The 18,786-nt window shown below is 69.3% G+C and carries 1 protein-coding gene (cut by a window edge); it reads left to right on the plus strand.

Annotation, left to right across the window (positions count from 1 at the left end):
• A protein-coding gene (locus tag IPV10_RS00005; RefSeq protein WP_207479049.1) for a Calx-beta domain-containing protein crosses the window boundary here: on the plus strand, positions 1 to 18,709 show its 3' portion. Its footprint begins 12,434 nt before the window's first position; 18,709 of the gene's 31,143 nt are visible here — the last part of the coding sequence; its start codon lies beyond the left edge, outside the window; it ends in the stop codon at positions 18,707 to 18,709.
• Positions 18,710 to 18,786: the final 77 nt, after the last annotated feature.

Here is an 18,786-nt window from a genome sequence, read left to right on the forward strand (position 1 = left end):
CGGCACCAAGACCGCGAGCCTCACCGTGCAGGTCCGCGCACGCAACCAGGCGATCTCCGACGTCTTCGTGCTCACCGTGTCGCTCGGCCTCGCCGGCACCGGCGTGCTCTCCGACGCGCGCGCGGGAGGCGACGCCGACGCGGTCGTCGACGTGAACGCCGCCGTGAACGTCGCCGGCGCGATCCTGATCGATGCGCAGACCACCCTCGCCGACGGGCAGCACAACTACGCGCGCAGCGTCGTGAACGGCGGCTCTGCCGGTGGCATCAGCGCGGGCCTGGTGAGCGCGGACGCCACCGTCAGCGGCTCCGTCCGCGCCAAGCTCAACGGCGCGGTCGCCGGGTCCGGCTCGATCACGATCAACGCCGACGCCACGATGCTCGCCGACGCGGACAGCACCTTCGTCGGCATCGGCCTCCTCACGCTCTCCGGCACGCAGACCTCGGCGGTGGTGTCGGCCGACACCGTCGCCGGCGGCGACAGCGGCACGGCCTTCACGAACGGTGCCTTCGTCGTCACCAGCGACTCCACCTACACGGCCACGTCGAGCTCCGACGGCCCGACGGTCGGGTTCCTCACCATCGACGTGAAGATGCCGTTCGCCCGGGTGAGCGGTGCCACGAAAGCCAGCTACCTGGGCCAGGTCACCGGCGGCACCTCGGCCTCGGCGATCTCCCACTCGCACAACGGCGCCACCGCCGACGCCTCCGACATCGTCGCCGTCGGCATCGTCGCCGTGACCGTCGCGTACGCGCTGGCCGAGGTCAGCGCGACGACCGAGGCCGCCATCGGCGGAGCCCTCGTCGGATCCGGAGCGGTGACGGTCACCGCAGTCTCCGACGACAATGCGACCGCAGCGGCCGGCGGCGGCGTCGGCGGCGGCCTCAGCGTCGCCCTCCTGCAGCCCGACGCCCGCGTCAACGGCATCACCCGGGCGTTCGTCGGCAACGGCAAGACGGTCAACGCCGGCTCGCTCACGATCACGTCGACGGCGACACCGGACGCGAAAGCCGAGGCGAAGATGGTCGGGATCTCCGCCCTCGCCAACGTGCTCGTCTCCGGCCCGCGCGCGTCCGTGGGCGGCACCACGGAGTCGTACATCGGATTCGACGAGACCGTCGCCCTCGGCTCGGGCGCAGCCACCCTGAACGCGACCCGCACCGCGCACGCGACAGCCATCGGCACCAACATCTCGGCGGCACCGATCGACATCTCCTTCGTCGACCTCGAGGCGACCACGAGCGGCACGATCGCCGCCTTCATCGACGACCGCGCCGACGTCACCGCCGGCAGCGTCTCGCTCACGGCTGGCGGCACCAGCTCGCCGCAGGCATCCACGGCGGCGGCCGGCATCCGGATCATCGGGGTCTCCGGCTCGCAGACCCGCGCCACCGACTCCACGACCGTCGTCTCGCGCATCGGCCCCGCCGACGGCATCTCCTCGGTCGATGCGACCGACCCGACCTCGGTCGTCACGACCGGCGGGGGAGTGACGGTCACCGCGCAGTACACCTCCACGCCGCTCGCGACCTCGTCGGCCTTCGGGTTCAGCCTCGGCTTCGCGGCTGCGATCGTGAAGGTCACCACGAGCTCCACCCCGACGGTGCTCGCGTACCTCGGCGACGACGCGCAGGTCACCGCGAACGGCGGCGGCGTCACCTTCACCGCCGCAGCCATCGCCGTCTCCATCGCCGACGCGAAGGGCTTCGGCGCGTCGCTCGGATTCGATGCGGGCCTCACCTCGACGCATGCGGTGCTGACACCCACCGTCAAGGCGTACACGGTCGGCGGCGGATCGCTGAGCGGCCAGAACGTCTCGCTGATCGCCCGCGTGAACGTCGACCAGAACGGCAACACGATCTCGCCGAGCTACACGTTCTCGAACATCAACGACGCGAGCAACACCACGTCCGACGTGCTGACGACGGTCGCACCGGCCTTCGCGCGGGTCAGTCTCGGGTCGATCGGACTCGCCGCGGGCGTCGCCGGCGGCTTCTCCGAGGCGAAGAACTCGCCGACCGTGGCGGCCGGAGTCGGCGGCGGCACACAGGTCAGCGCATCCACCCTGCTCACGGTCCTCGGCCGGGCGTTCGGCGATGCGCAGGTCGACGCGCTGGCACTTCCGACCGTCGGCCTCCTCGCCGGCATCGGCGTGGTCGAGGGCACGGTCACCTCCGGCGGGACGGTCGACGCCTACTTCGACGGCATCTCCGGAACCATCGCCGCGGCATCCGTCACCGCCCGCACCGACGCGCACCCGCGCGTACAGGGCCGGGCGGCGGGCGGCGGAATCGGCGCAGGCGTCTCGGTCGCAGACCTCGACGCCACGGCATCCGTCACGACGCGCTCGCGTGTCGGCGGGAACCTTCAGGCATCCGGGGCGATCACAGTCCTCGCCGACGCCCGCATCAAGGTGACAGCCACCTACAAGGCACTGCAGATCTCGGGCTTCGTCTCTGCAGTCGCAGGCGCCGTCACCGCGACCGACAGCAGCACGACGGCGGCGTCGATCTCCGGAATCGGACGCGTGTACAGCACCGGCGCCTCGGCATCCGTCCTCGCGCACCACAACTACAGCGGAGGATTCCTCGGCAACCGCGTCTTCGCCTCCGCGAGCGCGACGACGGTCTCGCTCCTCCTCGCGATCAGCGACGTGTCGATGCTCGCCACCGCGATGGCGACGACGACCGCCACGGTCGAGTCCGGCGCGACCCTCGCCGCACCGTCCGGCACCGCGGCGCTCAGGGCGCTCTCGCACAACGAGGCGAAGGCGGTGTTCGAGCGGGTGCAGGGCGGCCTCGCGAGCATCGCCCCCGACGCCAACCCGACCGCCGACGTGAAGGGCGTCACCCGTGCCGACCTCCTCGGCCACGTCCGCGTCGGCACCGCGAGCGGCGCGAGCCTCCTCGACGTCCTGGCCAAGGCCGACGATCTCGCGTTCGCCGGGATGGAGAACGCGGGCGGCGGCGCCCTGTCGATCAGCGACTCGTCCTCGACCTCCAAGGGCACGCCGACCGTGGCGGTCACCCTCGGCGGCGCGGCGTCCGTGATCATCGCCTCCGGAGCGATCTCGGCGAAGGCCGAGAGCCTCAACGACTCGGATGCCGCGACCACCAGCGGGACGGGAGGCCTGCTCAACATCAACCTGTTCGGGGCGACAGCGACGATGACCCCCACGGTCTCCGTGCTGATCACCGGCGGCGCCTCGATCCGCAGCAACGGGCTCATCACGATCGATGCGACGAACAACCAGCCGCCGCCGCCGAGCTCGGACGGCACCTTCGACGCGGGCACGGTCTCCGGCAACACGATCACGTTCGCCCTTCAACACAACGCCTTCACCGGCCAGCTCGTGGCGTACGACACGCAGGGCAACGGCGCCCAGATCGCCACAGGCCTCCAGGGTCGCAGCCTCAACGTCATCGTGACGGGTGCGAATTCGCTGCAGCTCGGCCTCGAGGCCCTGTTCGACGATCCGGGCACCCCCGGGATCGTCGAGGGGAACCTCACGATCGACCCGGTGACCGACATCATCGACTTCGGTCAGTCGCACCACTTCCAGACCGGGGACCTCGTCTTCTACCAGCCGGTCGGCAGCGCCATCGGCGGGCTCCCCGCCGGCACCTACAAGGTGTACCGGATCGACGCGACCCGCCTGAAGCTGCAGCTCACCGGCGTCGACGTTCTGAACGCCCCCCAGGTGATCGTCTCCGGCGACATCGACGGCACCGACAACCGCATCGCCGGCGGCTTCACGAACGGTCAGTACGTCACCTACCACACGGCCCCACCGGCCGGATCGTTCTCCTCGGTCGCGGTGAGCGGGAACACGATCAACGTCAGCCTCGACCAGGACGGCAACAGTACGATCGACGACACCGTGCCCTCGAGCGGCACACCGGTGCAGTACGTCGCGACCGATGCGTCGAAGGCGATCGGCGGTCTCAGCAGCGGTAGCACCTACTACGTGATCCGCGTCGACGGCCAGCACCTGCGTCTCGCCACCACCTACTGCCGGGCACGCGGCATCGCCCTCGGTGCAAACGGGGTCTGCAACAGCTCCTTCTCCGGCGGCGTCGGCGGCGACGACGGCGCCGTCGGCAGCGCATCGGTCGTCGCGATCAGCCTCACCCCGAACACGACACCCGCATACGCGGCCGTCGGGCACTTCCTGCACGCGGTGACCGACTTCGAGATCGGCAACCTCGACGACGGACACGGCTACTACGTCGTCGGGGCGAACGGCTCGACCTTCCAGCTCTCGCACACACTCGGCGGCGGCGCCATCGACATCTCGGACGGCGGCGGATTCCCGCACATCTTCCGCCTCGAGGGCGTCGACCTCACCGGCAGCGGCAGCGGGATCCAGCGCCTCATCCTCCAGATCGGCGCCACCAGCGGCATCCAGCGGCTGAACGGCATCGGAGGCCCCTCGGGCGCTGCCAGCTCCAACGACGGGGTCGTGTCCGCGACGGCCGCGGGCGGTGGCGGCGGCGCCATCAACGTCTCGACCGCGAGCTCGAGCGCGACGACCACGGTCACCGTGAGCGTGACGCTGCAGACCGGTGCGACCATCGTCGGCGACGACGTGACGATCACCACGCACGCCACCGCGCAGGCCAAGGGCATCGCCGGCAACGCGGGCGGCGGGGCGATCTCCATCGGCGATTCGGATGCTCGGGCCACGACGATCGTCGACAACGACATCGCGATCTCCTCCGGCGTCACCATCACGGCGACCGACGACCTCACGATCGCCGCCCACAGCGACCTGCGGCCCAAGGTCGTCGCCTCGACGCAGCAGGGCGGCCTCGTCGGCGGCTCGTTCGGCTCCACCGACGCCCGCGCCGGATACTCCACCAAGACCACCACGAACGGCACCCTCGTCGCGGGAGACCGGCTCGCCGTCGAGTCGCACACGTCGTTCGACGGATTCTCCGACTCGGTGGCCGATGTCGGCGGCCTCGGCGCTTCCGCGGAGACCGATGCGAACGTGCTCATCGGCACGGGCTCCGACGACGCCGACACCCTCACCGAGGCAGGCGGCGCGCTGACCGGCCGTCACGTGAAGGTCGGCGCGTTCGTCGACTCGGCGAAGGCCTATGCGCACACCTACACCTACGCGATCGCGCTCGGCGCCGACTCCGACGCCGACTCCGAGATCAATGTCGACGGCTTCACCCGCACCACGCTGCTCGCGAACGTCACGATCACCGGGCACGTCGACACGGCGATCCTCGCCGAGTGGCGCGGCGTCGACTTCAACTCCGACGCGTTCGCCGAGTGCGACTGCGGCGGCGGCGACACCGACTCGTATGCGCGCATCTACCCGACCCTCGAGGCGAAGGTCGTCGGCCGCAGCCTCGCAGTGATCACCACGTCGGATCTGACCGTGCAGGTCAACGACCAGATCAACCGGATGCGGCGGCACGCCAGCACCTCCGGCGGCCTGCTCGACTTCGGCAACGACGGCGACGAGGAGGGGAACAACTCCGCACTGCGGCGCGAGATCTTCTGGGAGGTCCGGGTGATCATGCTCGGCGAGCCCAACCCGATCCTCGAGGTCGACGCCAACGGCGCCATCACGGCCATCGTCAACGTGCGCGTCTGCGACGATGCGGGACACTGCTACGAGGACAACCCGTTCACTGACACCCACACGCAGGGAACCCTGACCGGAACGACGATCACCGTCGACGACATCGTCTACGACCACGGCGCCAGGGCCCGGTTCCTCGCGAACGACCTGTCTCTGATCGGCGGGCCCGACGGCAACGTCTGGGGCGGCGTCGGACGCTTCGAGTTCCAGCAGACGTGGGACTTCGTGCGCATCATCAACGCCTCCAGCCTCAACCTCGTCACGAACATCATCGACGTCGTGAACACGCAGAACCCGCCGCGCATCGACATCCGCGTCGACGAGATCTGGAACAACGGCGCCGCAGCGAACGCGTCCCTCTCCGAGAACGACCCGAACACGACGTTCGACTTCGACATCGAGTACACCTTCCCGCCGACCTTCGTGCGGATCCACAACACGTGCGCGTTCACCTGCCCGGTGCGCAACCCGTTCATCCGCCTCGACGACTACATCGAGAACCCGCTGGGCGAGACCGAGATCTGGGGCGCCTCGGGCGACATCCTCTCCGGCAGCGGCCACGAGATCATCCGCACGAACATCATCGATATCGACGCCCCGCACGGAAGCATCGGACACCAGAGCCCGACGCACCAGAACCCCGATCCGGTGCGCAACCCGATCGAGATCGAGCTCGTCCACTACCTGCACCCCGACCCCGACTTCTGCACAGGCAGCGCCCCGTGCGACAAGGTGCCCCTGGTGACCCTCGACGCGGGCAAGGACGTCGTCGTCGACCTCACGTACTTCCGCCGCACCGACACCGCGCTCGGCACGACCGCGACGGTCGTGATCGACCGCATCCGCGCCGGCGACGACGTGGACGTCGTGCTCAACGACTCGAAGAACGGCGACGGGAAGAGCGCACTGGTGCTCGTCGTGGTCGACCTGTACGAGCCCGCCGCCACCTCGACGTACTACGGCTTCGCGTTCCCCTCGACCTACGCACCCGCGATCAACGACGGCAATTCCATCGAGCGAGGCGGCTGCGCGGGCGCCTACCCCGGCGACTGCGGCACCGGATCCGGCCAGTACGAGACCCACTTCCGCCCGGACGTCTCCGACGCCGACCTCGCGCACATCCTCCGCGCGCTCGGCACCGACGACGACGGCGAGATCGACTCGACCTACGACTTCACCGAGGTCCGCGCCGGCGACGACATCGACATCTGCCACGTCACCACCGGCGGCGAAGAGCCCAAGACCTGCTTCACGACGGCCATCGACAGCGCGGCGCACACGGCATCCGCCGACAGCACGCCGGACACCCGGATCGACATCGTCGTCAGCACCGACGTCGCCTGGACGGGCGGAGCGCACAGCGGCCCGGTAGACGACCCTGGGATGCTCGTGAACGTCGCGCAGATCTTCATCCGCACCGACGGCGACATCACCGCCACGGAGCTCGCGGGCGACATGCTGGTCGGCCACATCCACTCCACGAACGGCGACGTCGAGCTGCACTCGCCGATGCGCATCCTCGACGCCGACGGCCGCGCCACGATCGACGTCACCGGCATCAACATCACCATGCACGCGGGCGAAGACGGCGGCAGCGGCGGCATCGGACTGCCGAGCGATTGGCTCGAGATCGACACCGCGGTGCTCGACCCCACCTGGGACGACGTCTCCGACGGCGTGCTCCGGGCCTACGACGTCGACGGGGACGACGCGCTGACGGCCGGCATCCACCTCGATGAGCTCACCGGCGACATGCCGATCTGGGAGGTCTTCACCGCTGGCAGCACGACGGTCATCACCGGCAACGTCTCGCTGCGGACGGTCGGCGGCTCCATCCTGAACGCCAAGGTCGACGAGACCCAGGACAACGTCCGCGGCGACACCGTCGACATGGACGCGAACGGCGGCTCCATCGGCCTGCAGTCCAAGGACATCATGGTGGACTCCGGTCGTGCGCCACCCTTCGGCTGCACGTACCTCAACTGCGGCAACAACCCCGTCACCGGGACCTCCGACCCGGCCCTCGCCGCCACCGGCGACGACGTCGGACTCGAAGCCACCGGCGGCATCCACTACACAGAGACCGACTCGTATCTGCGGCTCGTGCTCGCGCATTCCCTCACCGGGAACATCCGCATCACCGTCCGTGAGACGGCGGAGCTGGACGAGGACCTCTACCTCATCCACAGCGGCACCGCGCGGTTCGCCGAATCGAGCACCCGCGGACCGAACTCGGACGCCGACGCCCCGCGCGTCGTCCCGAACGGCACGATCTTCGCCGAGACCGGCAGCGTGGAGCTGCGGGTCGGCGACGACGTCACCCTGCACCAGAACAGCCAGATCCTCGCGAACCTGTCTATCGACATCCGCGGCGACTTCGGCAACGCCGACACCGGCGGCATCGGCTCCGAGTACGGCACTTCGATGATCCTCCGCGGGCGCCTCATCGCCGACTGCGTCGTCACCGCCGGCGGCCCCGGAGACGAGCCGATGGGCGGCTGTGCTCCCACCACCGCGAACCCCGTGGCCGGCCGCCAGACGAACGTATGGGGCGGCGGCGACGTCGACACCATCCAGCTCGGCGATCCCTCGGGTCTGGACACCGCCCAGCCCGGCGCGAAGACGACCTGGGGGAGCGCCGGCTACATCTTCCTCGGCGCCAAGACCGTCGTGCACGGCAACGCGACCTCCGCCTCGGGCACTGCCGACGGCGAGGACGAGATCACCGTCTGGTTCCTGCAGTCCATGAACGTCGTGACCAGCCCGACCGGCCTGCAGTCCGGAGTCGGAGCCGGCCACACGCTCACGCTCGACGGCCAGGGCGAGACCGACCACTACGCCGTCTACACGAACGGCAGCCACGGCAGCATCCGCAACTACGTCATCAACGTCCTCGACACCGGCCCCGCGAGCGACGGCGTCGACGAGCTCGACGTGTTCGGCTACGACAACACCGCCGCCGGCTTCAACGGCCCGAACGGCGCCACCGACGACATCTGGCTGCTGCGGGCCCTCACCTGCATCGACAACCAGTCGCCGTTCGCACTGAACGCCGGAGTCCCGGCAACCTGTGCGACGCCGAGCGAGCAGGCCGATCACCCCGCCTTCATCGCCCTGCTCGCGGGCAACGGCAACCCCGACGGCGGCATCGGCCTCTACCGAGACCGCATCCAGGGCAACGAGCCGAGTGCCATGGTCCAGCGGATCAACTACGATCGCGCCCTCAACGGCCGGATCACCGTCTTCGGCATGGCTGGCAACGACGCGTTCTACGTCGACGACACGCAGGCCACCATGACCCTCGACGGCGGCGCGGGCAACGACTCCTTCCAGATCGGCCAGATCTTCGGCACGCAGCGCGACAGCCAGGCCGCGCCGGACGGCGGCGGTCTGCTCACGGCGGACACGTTCCCGTCGCTCGTGCCGACGACCCGCGGCTGGCTCAGCCCCGGCGCCCACGCACCGCTGCTCGCCACCGGGGGCACCGGCAACGACCGGTTCATCGTGTACTCGAATCAGGCTGAGATCCAGCTCAACGGCGACGACGACAACGACCTGTTCATCGTGCGGGCCTTCGCGATCGCCGCCGTCTGCGACACGAACGCCGACAGCATCGCCGGCTGCGGGCTCACCGACGTCGACTACCGGCCCGCGGGCGGCGTGTTCCCGCAGGACGCGGCCGACGGTGCCGACGACGGGCAGTGCGTCCTCTCCGGCGGCTACGTCCGCTACGACAACAACGGCGACAACGTCTGCAACAACGCCGACGCGCACATCACGTACAGCCACGCGGCCGGCAGCAACGTCGACCTCGACCACACCATGTGGCAGGACGACGTCATCCCGCTCGACGCGAACGGCGTCGCGGTGCCGGTGATCGGCCTCGGCTTCTCCACGAACCGGCCGCTCGACATCCGCGCCGGCGGCGGTGAGGACGAGGTCCAGTACAACGTCAACGCCCCCGTCAACGTCGACGGCGGCACAGGGTTCGACAAGCTCGTGGTGCTCGGCACCGAGTTCGCCGACGACTTCGTGATCACCGACAGGGCGATCTACGGGGCGGGCCTGAACGTCAAGTACTCGACGATCGAGATCATCGAGGTCGACGGGCTCGAGGGCGACGACCAGTTCTTCGTCCTCTCCACCGCATTCGGGGTCGCCTACCGCGTCATCGGCGGGCTCGGCTCCGATCAGATCTCGGTCGCCGGCGACGTCACGGCCGACATCGTCACCCGCGAGCTCGAGGGTCTCTCGGGTGCCGTCGACCACATCGTGCTCTCCGACGACCCGCGCTACGACGGCATCGTCGTCGACGGTGTCCCGTACAACCTGGCCACACCGCAGTCGGGCGTCGTGGTGATCAAGGAGCAGGGCTCGTCCACGAGCGTGCGCGAGGGCACCACCGGCGGACCCATCACCGAGCGCGACTTCTACACCGTCGAGCTCAGTCACGCTCCGACCTCGAACGTGTACGTGACGGTGTCCGCCGCGCTCTCGCCCGACGAGGAGGCCCGCGACACCTTCGACAACCCGACCGGGTTCGGGCTCACCGACGGCGAAGCCGACACGATCTGGCTGTGCGTCGACACCTTCCCGTACGGCGACCAGTGCAACGGCATCGGCGACTTCCAGCGGCACTACGTCCGAAACGGTGTCCTCGTCGACGAGGCGGGCCGCGCGGTGGTGCTGGCGTTCGACGCCGGCAACTGGAACGCGCCGCAGCGCGTGTACGTCAGGGCGTTCGACGACCTCCGCTCCGAAGGCGACCGCACGGTCGTGGTGCAGCACTCCGTGATCGCCGCCGACCCCATCGCCGATTCCGAGTTCCACGGTGCCGCCGTGCGCCAGGTCAACGTCCGGGTGTACGACGACGACACCCCCGGCGTCTACGTCACGCACGTCGAGCCCTCCGCCGCCTGCACCTCGAACACCGCGAACTGCGTCCTCGACGACCGCGGCATCGTGATCGAGGGCGCACCCCTCGACCAGCGTCTCGACGAGGTGCTCGTGCAGCTCGCGAAGGACCCGGGCGCGCTGACCATCACGGTCAGGATCACGATGGATGCCGACTCGCAGCGCATCCTGCAGATCCTCGATCCCGGTCTCGGCTCCCGCTGGACGAAGATCGTCGACGCGGTGCTCGGCACGTACTACCTGCTGACCTTCGACGGCACGAACTGGAACATCCCGGTGCGGCTGATCCTGCAGGCGCGGAACAACCCCGAGCCGGGAGACCCGACGACAGCGGTCATCACGTGGGGACAGGAGTTCGCGACCACCTCCTACCGGTTCCCGAACCTCCGCTCTGGCGCGCAGCGCAGCGACGTCCTCGTGTACGACGACGAGACGGCCCAGGTCGTCACGATCCCGACCGGAACCGACACTGTCGTCGTCCAGTGCGGCGACGCCGCCTGCTCGATCCCCGGCCTCACCGACGGCTACTGGATCCGCCTGACCACGACGCCCACCGGCACGGTGCGGGTCATCATCACGCCGGACGGACTCGTCGACGTCGTCTCGATCGGCGGCACCGCCGTCGCCCCCGTCGACTACGTGGAGATCGGCGGCGACATCCCCTCGCGCATCTTCCTCGGCAACCTCCTCTTCGCAGGCTCCACCATCACCAGGGCGAACGGCAGCGACACCGGAAGCTTCCTCGATGAGGGACTCACCCCCGGGATGCGGGTGCGGTTCGCGGCCTGCGCCGGCACGTACACCGTCGCGACGGTCGGCGTGGACGGCAAGTCGTTCACGGTGACGACGGCACTGAGCGGATGCTCCGGCGCCAGCGTCTCCGGAACGTCGATCAACGTGCTCACGCGCCGCGGCATCTGGGACGGCCAGGCGAGCCTCGGCACCGCGATCGGCGACGACGGACTGAGCCACCACCGACTCACCAGGTCGGGAGGAGGCTGGCTCGCCGACGGGTTCCTCGAGGGGCAGTGGGTCGAGATCTGCGACGGGTTCGGCACATGCATCCGCGCGAAGATCCAGAACATCCGCGGCACCAATACGGCGCACGACCAGCAGCTCGAGTTCCGTCCGGTGTCCTACGACGACTTCGCAGCCATCAGCGGCAGCTCGTTCACCGTGGTGCGGATCGCCGCCCAGGTGACCTTCACCGCCGCAGACTGGTCCGCGGACCAGTACGTCGAACTCGAGGCCGACCTCGGCTACTACCAGCCGATCGTGCGTCAGGGCGTGAAGAACTTCCCGGCATCGCAGCACCTGCTGAGCCGGCTGCGCGGACCGCTCGCGGTCGAGGGCGGCGTCACCGGAGCCGACCGCTCGCTGGAACTCGGACTCAAGCTGCCGGGGGAGCAGGACGGGCCTCTCTTCGCGATCGCCACGCAGGCGCCCGAGTCCAAGCAGATCGACGTGCTGAACATCTACGGCGACGGCAGCGTGGCGCACAACTGGGGCGTGCTGACCTCGACGACGCTCCGCGGCCTCGGTATGGCCAAGGATCTCGACTTCGGAGCAGCATACGGCGGCGGCCAGGACGAGACCTTCGGCGAGCCTCAGGTCTTCCCCGGCGGCATCAGCTTCGGCTCCGTGTCGCTGGTGGACGGCGAATACGCGACCGACGGCGGGAAGAGCACGATCGAGGTGCTGAACCTGTTCCTCGGCTCCGGCAACGACCGACTCGACATCCAGGGCACCCTGCAGCCCGACGTTCCGGTCAAGCTCACCGGAACCGTGACTCTCGATGCCTCAGCAGGGCAGTTCGGCTCGACTCACAGGCTCTCGCGCTCGGCTCCGTTCGACTGGAAGGCGCAGGGCTTCCTGATCGGCCAGCCGGTGACGATCACGGGCATGACGGGCACCTTCCGCGTGGTCGGCTTCGGGGACGACGATCCCGACGACACGACCGACAACACGGTCATGTACCTCCAGCTGCTCTCGGGCGCTGCATCCGCCGGATCCGCCCTTCGGACCGTGATCGCCCAGGACGTCCCTGTGACCATCACGATCCCGGTCGTGATCGCCGGCGGGGCCGCAGGCGGCACCGTGACGCGCTCGTCCGGCAGCTGGTTGACCGACGGCTTCGTGGTCGGGCAGCTCGTCCGCATCGCGAACGTCACCGGTCAGTGGCGGCTGATCGGAATCTCCGCGGACGGCAGGACCCTCACGCTCGATCGAGGCGATCTGCTGCCCTCGAGCGGCCAGACGCCGCGGACGGTGTTCGTCCCCGGCCCGCACGGCGGCCTCACCGCAGTGCACGGCGGCGGGAACACTCCGATCCGCACCGTGTTCGAGATGCAGCGCAGCGCACCCGGCGCGGCACAGCTGACGGCGTTCCCGGGCGCCGGTCTCGTCCTCACCCGCCTGGACGGTCTCAACTGGGCCTTCAACGGGCTGCTCCCCGGCAGCGGCTACTACGCCGGCAACCCCTACCTGCACGCCTTCCAGCACGTTCAGCTCGTGGGGGAGAGCTTCACGAGGATGATCCTCGGCTTCCAGGACCTGCCGTTCGCGCAGTGCCCGTACGCCGACCCGTTCCCCGGCTGCGGCATGGGCTCCATCATGATCCTGAGCGGGCCACTGCCCGGAGCATCCGGAGCGCTGCCAGCCGGCACCGCCGCGACCGACGTCCGCGTCGCCGCACCGGTGAAGATCGAGGTGATCACGGCGGTGCAGGTGCGCACCTCCAGCCTCACGCGCACCGACGGAGTGAGCTGGGCCGCAGCAGGATTCAAGGTCGGCATGCAGGTGCGGATCAGCGCCTTCGCAGGACCGTTCACCGTCTCGGCCCTCGCAGGCAGCGTGATGACCTTCGCGAACACGGCGTGGGCGCCGAGCATGCACCTCGGCGCCGGAGGGGTGGCGGTCTGGGATGCCGTCACGATGACCCTCACCGCTTGGGACGAGTACATCCAGTCCGACGGCATCGCGATCGGCGGCGACATCATCACGGTCTGCAACCGCGCGGCATCCGCCCTGCTGTTCAAGGTCGCCGCCCAGCCGGACGGCATCCTCGACGACCCGGTCACGTGCGACCAGTCACGCACCGCGGGCCCCGGCTCACCGCTGGTCGTCTACGGCGACACCACTCAGGACGGCGTCTGGTACTCGGGCACCCCGGGCGACAACCTCGGCATGGAGTTCGGACCGAAGCCGTTCGACCCGTTCACGCACATCCCCGACGGCGAGAACGAGGACGACGAGTGGATCTTCGGTCTCGCGAACCCGTTCGACCACAGCGGCGACGACATCATCGACGCCTCCGGCCTCTTCGCAGACGTCGCGCCCGGGAACCTGCCCACGGTCGGCTTCACGGCCTACGGCGGCCTCGGCGACGACCTGATCATCGGCAGTCAGGCCGGCGACCACCTCGCCGGCGGGTCCGGCGACGACGAAGTCCGCGGGCAGCGCGGCGTCGACCACATCTATGGCGACTCCGGCGTCAACGTCGACGTGCTGACGCGCGCGCTGGAGATCGCGACGATCAACCGCAGCCCGCGCCCGACCGTGACGGAGGCCGGGTTCATCCCCAACGGCACGACGCTCACGCCGATCGTCGGGGGTGTCGCCGGGATCGTCGACGACCTGCTGGTCGCCGGCCACGACGTCCTCTTCGGAGAGGGCGCGCCGGGCCTCGGCCTCGGAACACTCGTCATCAACGCCGGCACGCAGCCCGAGAGCGCCCACGACGACATCGTCTTCGGCGACCACGGAGCCGTCGACCAGGACGTCGCCGACCCGAACGAGCCGGACCAGCGCCCGCAGAAGATCCAGACCACCGCGCTCTCGACGGTCATCGCGATCCGCAGCGTCAACCTCGACAAGGGCGCGGACGACATCATCTTCGGCGGGCTCGGCCGTGACGTCCTGGTCGGCGGCGCCGGCAACGACATGGCCGACGGCGACGAGTCCGACGACATCGTGTTCGGCGACGCGGTCCTCTTCGTCCGGACACCGGGCGACTGGACCAGCGGCCGGTTCCAGACGCTGTGCGGCACGCTGCTCTACAGCCGCAGCGACATCCTCACCGCCGCGAATCTGTGCAACGGCGCGCCGGTGCCCACGGAGAACACCTCCGGACATCTGCTCGTCGACGGCACGCCTCGGCCGTACCGCGACCCCGACGGCGCGCCGTGGTGGGCGGAGTACGACGTGACGGACCTGTTCCACGACTTCGCCTCCGACGCGGGCGCGAAGTGGGCGGGCACCTGGGGCAACGATCACCTCGCAGGCGGACAGGCGAACGACCTGCTGTTCGGCCAGCTGGGCGACGACGTGATGCAGGGCGACGGTGACATCGACCGCGCCTTCCGCCGCTGGATCGACGACCACACCGCCGCGATCCACGTCGGCGCCTCGCGCACCCCGCTCGGCTGCGTCGGCGCCGCCGGCTCCATGGTGTGCGACTACACCGGCGTGCTCGTGGTCGTCGCTGCGGTGGAAGCTGCGACCGACGGGCAGGACTATCTGGAGGGCAACGCCGGCAACGACGTGATCTTCGGCGGACTCGGGCAGGACGACCTCGTCGGCGGGTCGAGCGACTTCTTCAGCCTCGACACGCCCGACATGCGCCCCGACGGGCTTCCGGCGCCGAACGGCGCCTACCTGCCTGGTCACGACCGTGGTGCGGACATCCTGTTCGGCGGCGCCGGCACCCGTATCGGCATCAACGACCAGACCACGGGTGCAGGCGCCCTCGCCAGCACTCCAGGGACCGGCGGCTCCCTGGCCGACGCGACGCCCGCGAACGACATGGACGCACGCGACTCCGACACGATGATCGGCGACAACGGACGCATCATCCGGATCGTCGGCACCGCCCACGTCGACGTCAATGGGAACGCGAACACGGGGTCGATCGGCGTCGCGCCGACGCCCGGGCCGAACTACGTGACCTTCGTGTACGACGTTCACGGGGGAATCGATGCGGGCTCCCAGCGGATCGTCGTCCGGGGCGTGCACCTGCTCGACTACACGGTCGGCGGCCCCGACTACCGCCCAGAGGAGTTCGGACCCGGCGCGGGCGCCGACTGTCACGACTCGGTGACGCAGCCCGTCTGCTCGAGTGTGCTCGACACGTCGGCCGGTGCGTGGAAGACCAGCCAGATCGGCGGACGCGACGAAGTCCACGGCGAGACCGGCGCCGACACCGTGTACGGCGGCGCAGACCATGACATCCTCTTCGGAGACGCCCAGAACGACGATCTGATCGGCGGCTGGGGCAACGACTGGATCTCCGGCGGCACCGGCTCCGACGGCATCCTCGGCGACGACGGACGCATCTTCACCAGCCGCAACGCCGGATGCTCCGTCGCCTCGACCGCGATCTGCACCGAGTTCGCCGAGCCCCTCTACGGCGTCCGCCGGCTGCGCACGGTCGACCCCGACACGAAGACCAGCCAGGGCGACGTGCTGGGGGAGTACATCTACACGCCGGGCCAGGTGCAGACCGCGACCATCAACGTCGCAGGAGCCCTCGTGAAGAGCGTCGACCTCACCGTCTACAACCTGGGCCCCGACACGAACCAGAGCCAGCAGCACGTCGCCAACCAGCCGACCTTCGACGCCAACAACTCCGACGACATCATCTTCGGAGGCTGGGGAGGCGACTGGATCCACGGCGGTGCCGGCGACGACGCCATCAGCGGAGCCGAGGCGATCGGCGTCGGCGGCGCCTCGGGCTACGCGCAGCACTTCGACGCTGACGGAGACCCGATCGGCCTCGAGTACATCGACTTCGCCCACCCGTGGAACCCCGGCGACGTGCTGCACTTCGGCGCAGACACCAACCCGTGGCACGCCAACAACCACAACGAGCTGCGACTGGGTGAGTTCGTCCTGTACGACGAGTACGACCCGCGCCGCGCCATCCTGTTCGACGGCGCAGGCTCCGTCTGGCGCTGCACCTCCACGTCGCCGAGCGGCCACACCTGCACCGGCAGCGCCGAACGGGCGCTGTTCCCGAACCAGTGGTTCCTCAACAACGAGGATCTCACCGGCGACCACGTCACCGCCTGCATCGCCGTCGACAACCAGGGCAGCTGCACAGCCACGACAGGCACGCAGCGGTCCGACGGCGACGACATGATCTTCGGCGACCTCGGCAACGACTGGCTCGTCGGCGGCACCGGCAAGGACACGCTGTGGGGCGGGTGGGGCAACGATCTCCACCAGGCCGATGACGATCTGCACTCCGGCTGCGTCATGATGCAGTCCAACGGCACCTGCACGCAGACCGGCGACACCTGGCTGAACGACACCCCGGACGGCGTCAACTCGAGCTTCCAGGATCGCGTGTTCGGCGGCGCCGGCCTCGACATCCTGATCGGGAACACCGGCGGCGACCGCCTGATCGACTGGGTCGGCGAGTTCAACTCGTACATCGTGCCGTTCTCGCCCTTCGGCATCGCGACCGTGAGTCGCCAGGTGGAGCCCCAGCTGCCCGAGTTCCTGTACGCGCTCAGCAGGAGCCAGGGCGCGGATCTCACCCGCTGGAGCGACGAGGGCACGGAGCAGATCCGCAACGGCGAGCCGTTCGGCGAACTCGGTCTCATCACGCAGCACGATCACGGACAGTGGCAGACGCAGACCGGCGGCCCGACCGACCCGCAGGCGGGCAACATCCCGGGCGGGCGGCGGGACACGCTCCGCGGGTCCGACTTCAACGACGGCACGATGCAGGGCTTCGCGACGGACTCCGGTATCTTCTCGGTGCAGCAGGGCGTCCTCAAGGTCACGGCCGCGGACTCCAGCGGCGACGCGATCGCGGTCTGGTACTCCGACGCCTACAAGAGCGTCTACTACGAGCTGTCGGCGAAGATCTCGATGGACAAGCCCACCGGCGGGTGGAAGGCGAACGCCTACATCGTGTTCGACTACTTCAGCCCGACCGACTTCAAGTTCGCCGGAATCGACCAGTCGACGAACAAGCTCGTCATCGGGCAGCGCGCCAGCTGGGGATGGGCGGCACTCGCGCAGGGCACCGTTCCCGGCGGCGTGAAGGCCGGCACGTACTACGCGCTCGACGTCATCGTGAACGGGCTCGTCGTGACGGTGACCGTGAACGGCAGGAACGCGCTGTCCCACACCTTCGCCCCGCGTGTGCTGAACGGCGACCAGGTCGCACTGAACAAGGGGCTGGCCGGGTTCGGATCGGATCAGGCCAGAGGATGGTTCGACAACATCGCCCTGACCGTCATCGCGCCGGCCATCACGGTGGATCGCACCGAGTACTTCGACGGCACGCCGCAGATGCAGTCGGAAGCGCAGACCGGCACCTGGACTACGACGCAGGACGGCCGCTTCACCGGCACGGCGGATGCCACCGGCACCGCGATCTCGCTGCTCGGAGTCGTGCCGGCAGGGCACACCGGGGTGCCTTCCTTCGACGCCACGAGCTACGTCGAGCTCGAGGCCCGGATGCAGGCCGTCGGCATCACCGGATTCGTCTTCGACTGGTACTCGGCATCCGATCACAAGTTCGTCGCCGTCGACGTCGCCGGCCAGCGCATCCTCATCGGGCATGTCGCCCGGGGTGCCAGGGTCGTGGACAGGGCGATCGCGAGGACTATCGTCTCAGGCTCCATGCTGACCCTGAACGTGGTGCTGAAGGCGACGGTCGTGACAGTGACTCTGAACGGTCAGGTGCTCGCATCGTTCGCCTTCAACTCGCCGCTCGGCGACGGGAGGCAGGGAGTGTTCGGACTCGGCGCCGGAGCAGTGGTCTCCGCCGACGAGTACCGCATGCGGACGGATGACGACGCCTACACGGGAGCGCCCGCGGCCCTGCAGGCGGTCTCGATCTCCGACGCGTCGGTCACGGAGGGCCGCAGCGGCACGACCAGGACGGTGACGCTCACGGTCACGCGGTCGTCCGGCGAGGGCACGCTCTCGGTCGGCTGGACCGCGGGCCCCGCGGAAGAAGGCGACACGGCCTCTTTCGGCACCGACGTCACCGGACCGACCTCCGGGGTGATCACGTTCGCGGAAGGTCAGACCACCTCGACGATCACCTTCACCATTCTCGGCGATTCCGTCGCCGAGAACACCGAATCGTTCGTCATCAGACTTGAACCGTCGGGCGCAGTGAACGTCAAGCGCTCTCGCGGCCTGGTGACGATCGTGACCGACGACGGCTCAGCCTGAGCCGGCACAGGTCTCTGGCGGGTCGGGCCTCACCTCCCCCGGGGGTCCCGACCCGCCAGTCATTTCAGGCCGGCCGG

Origin of the sequence: Microbacterium sp. SD291, assembly GCF_017355365.1 — a bacterium.
GTDB lineage: Bacteria > Actinomycetota > Actinomycetes > Actinomycetales > Microbacteriaceae > Microbacterium.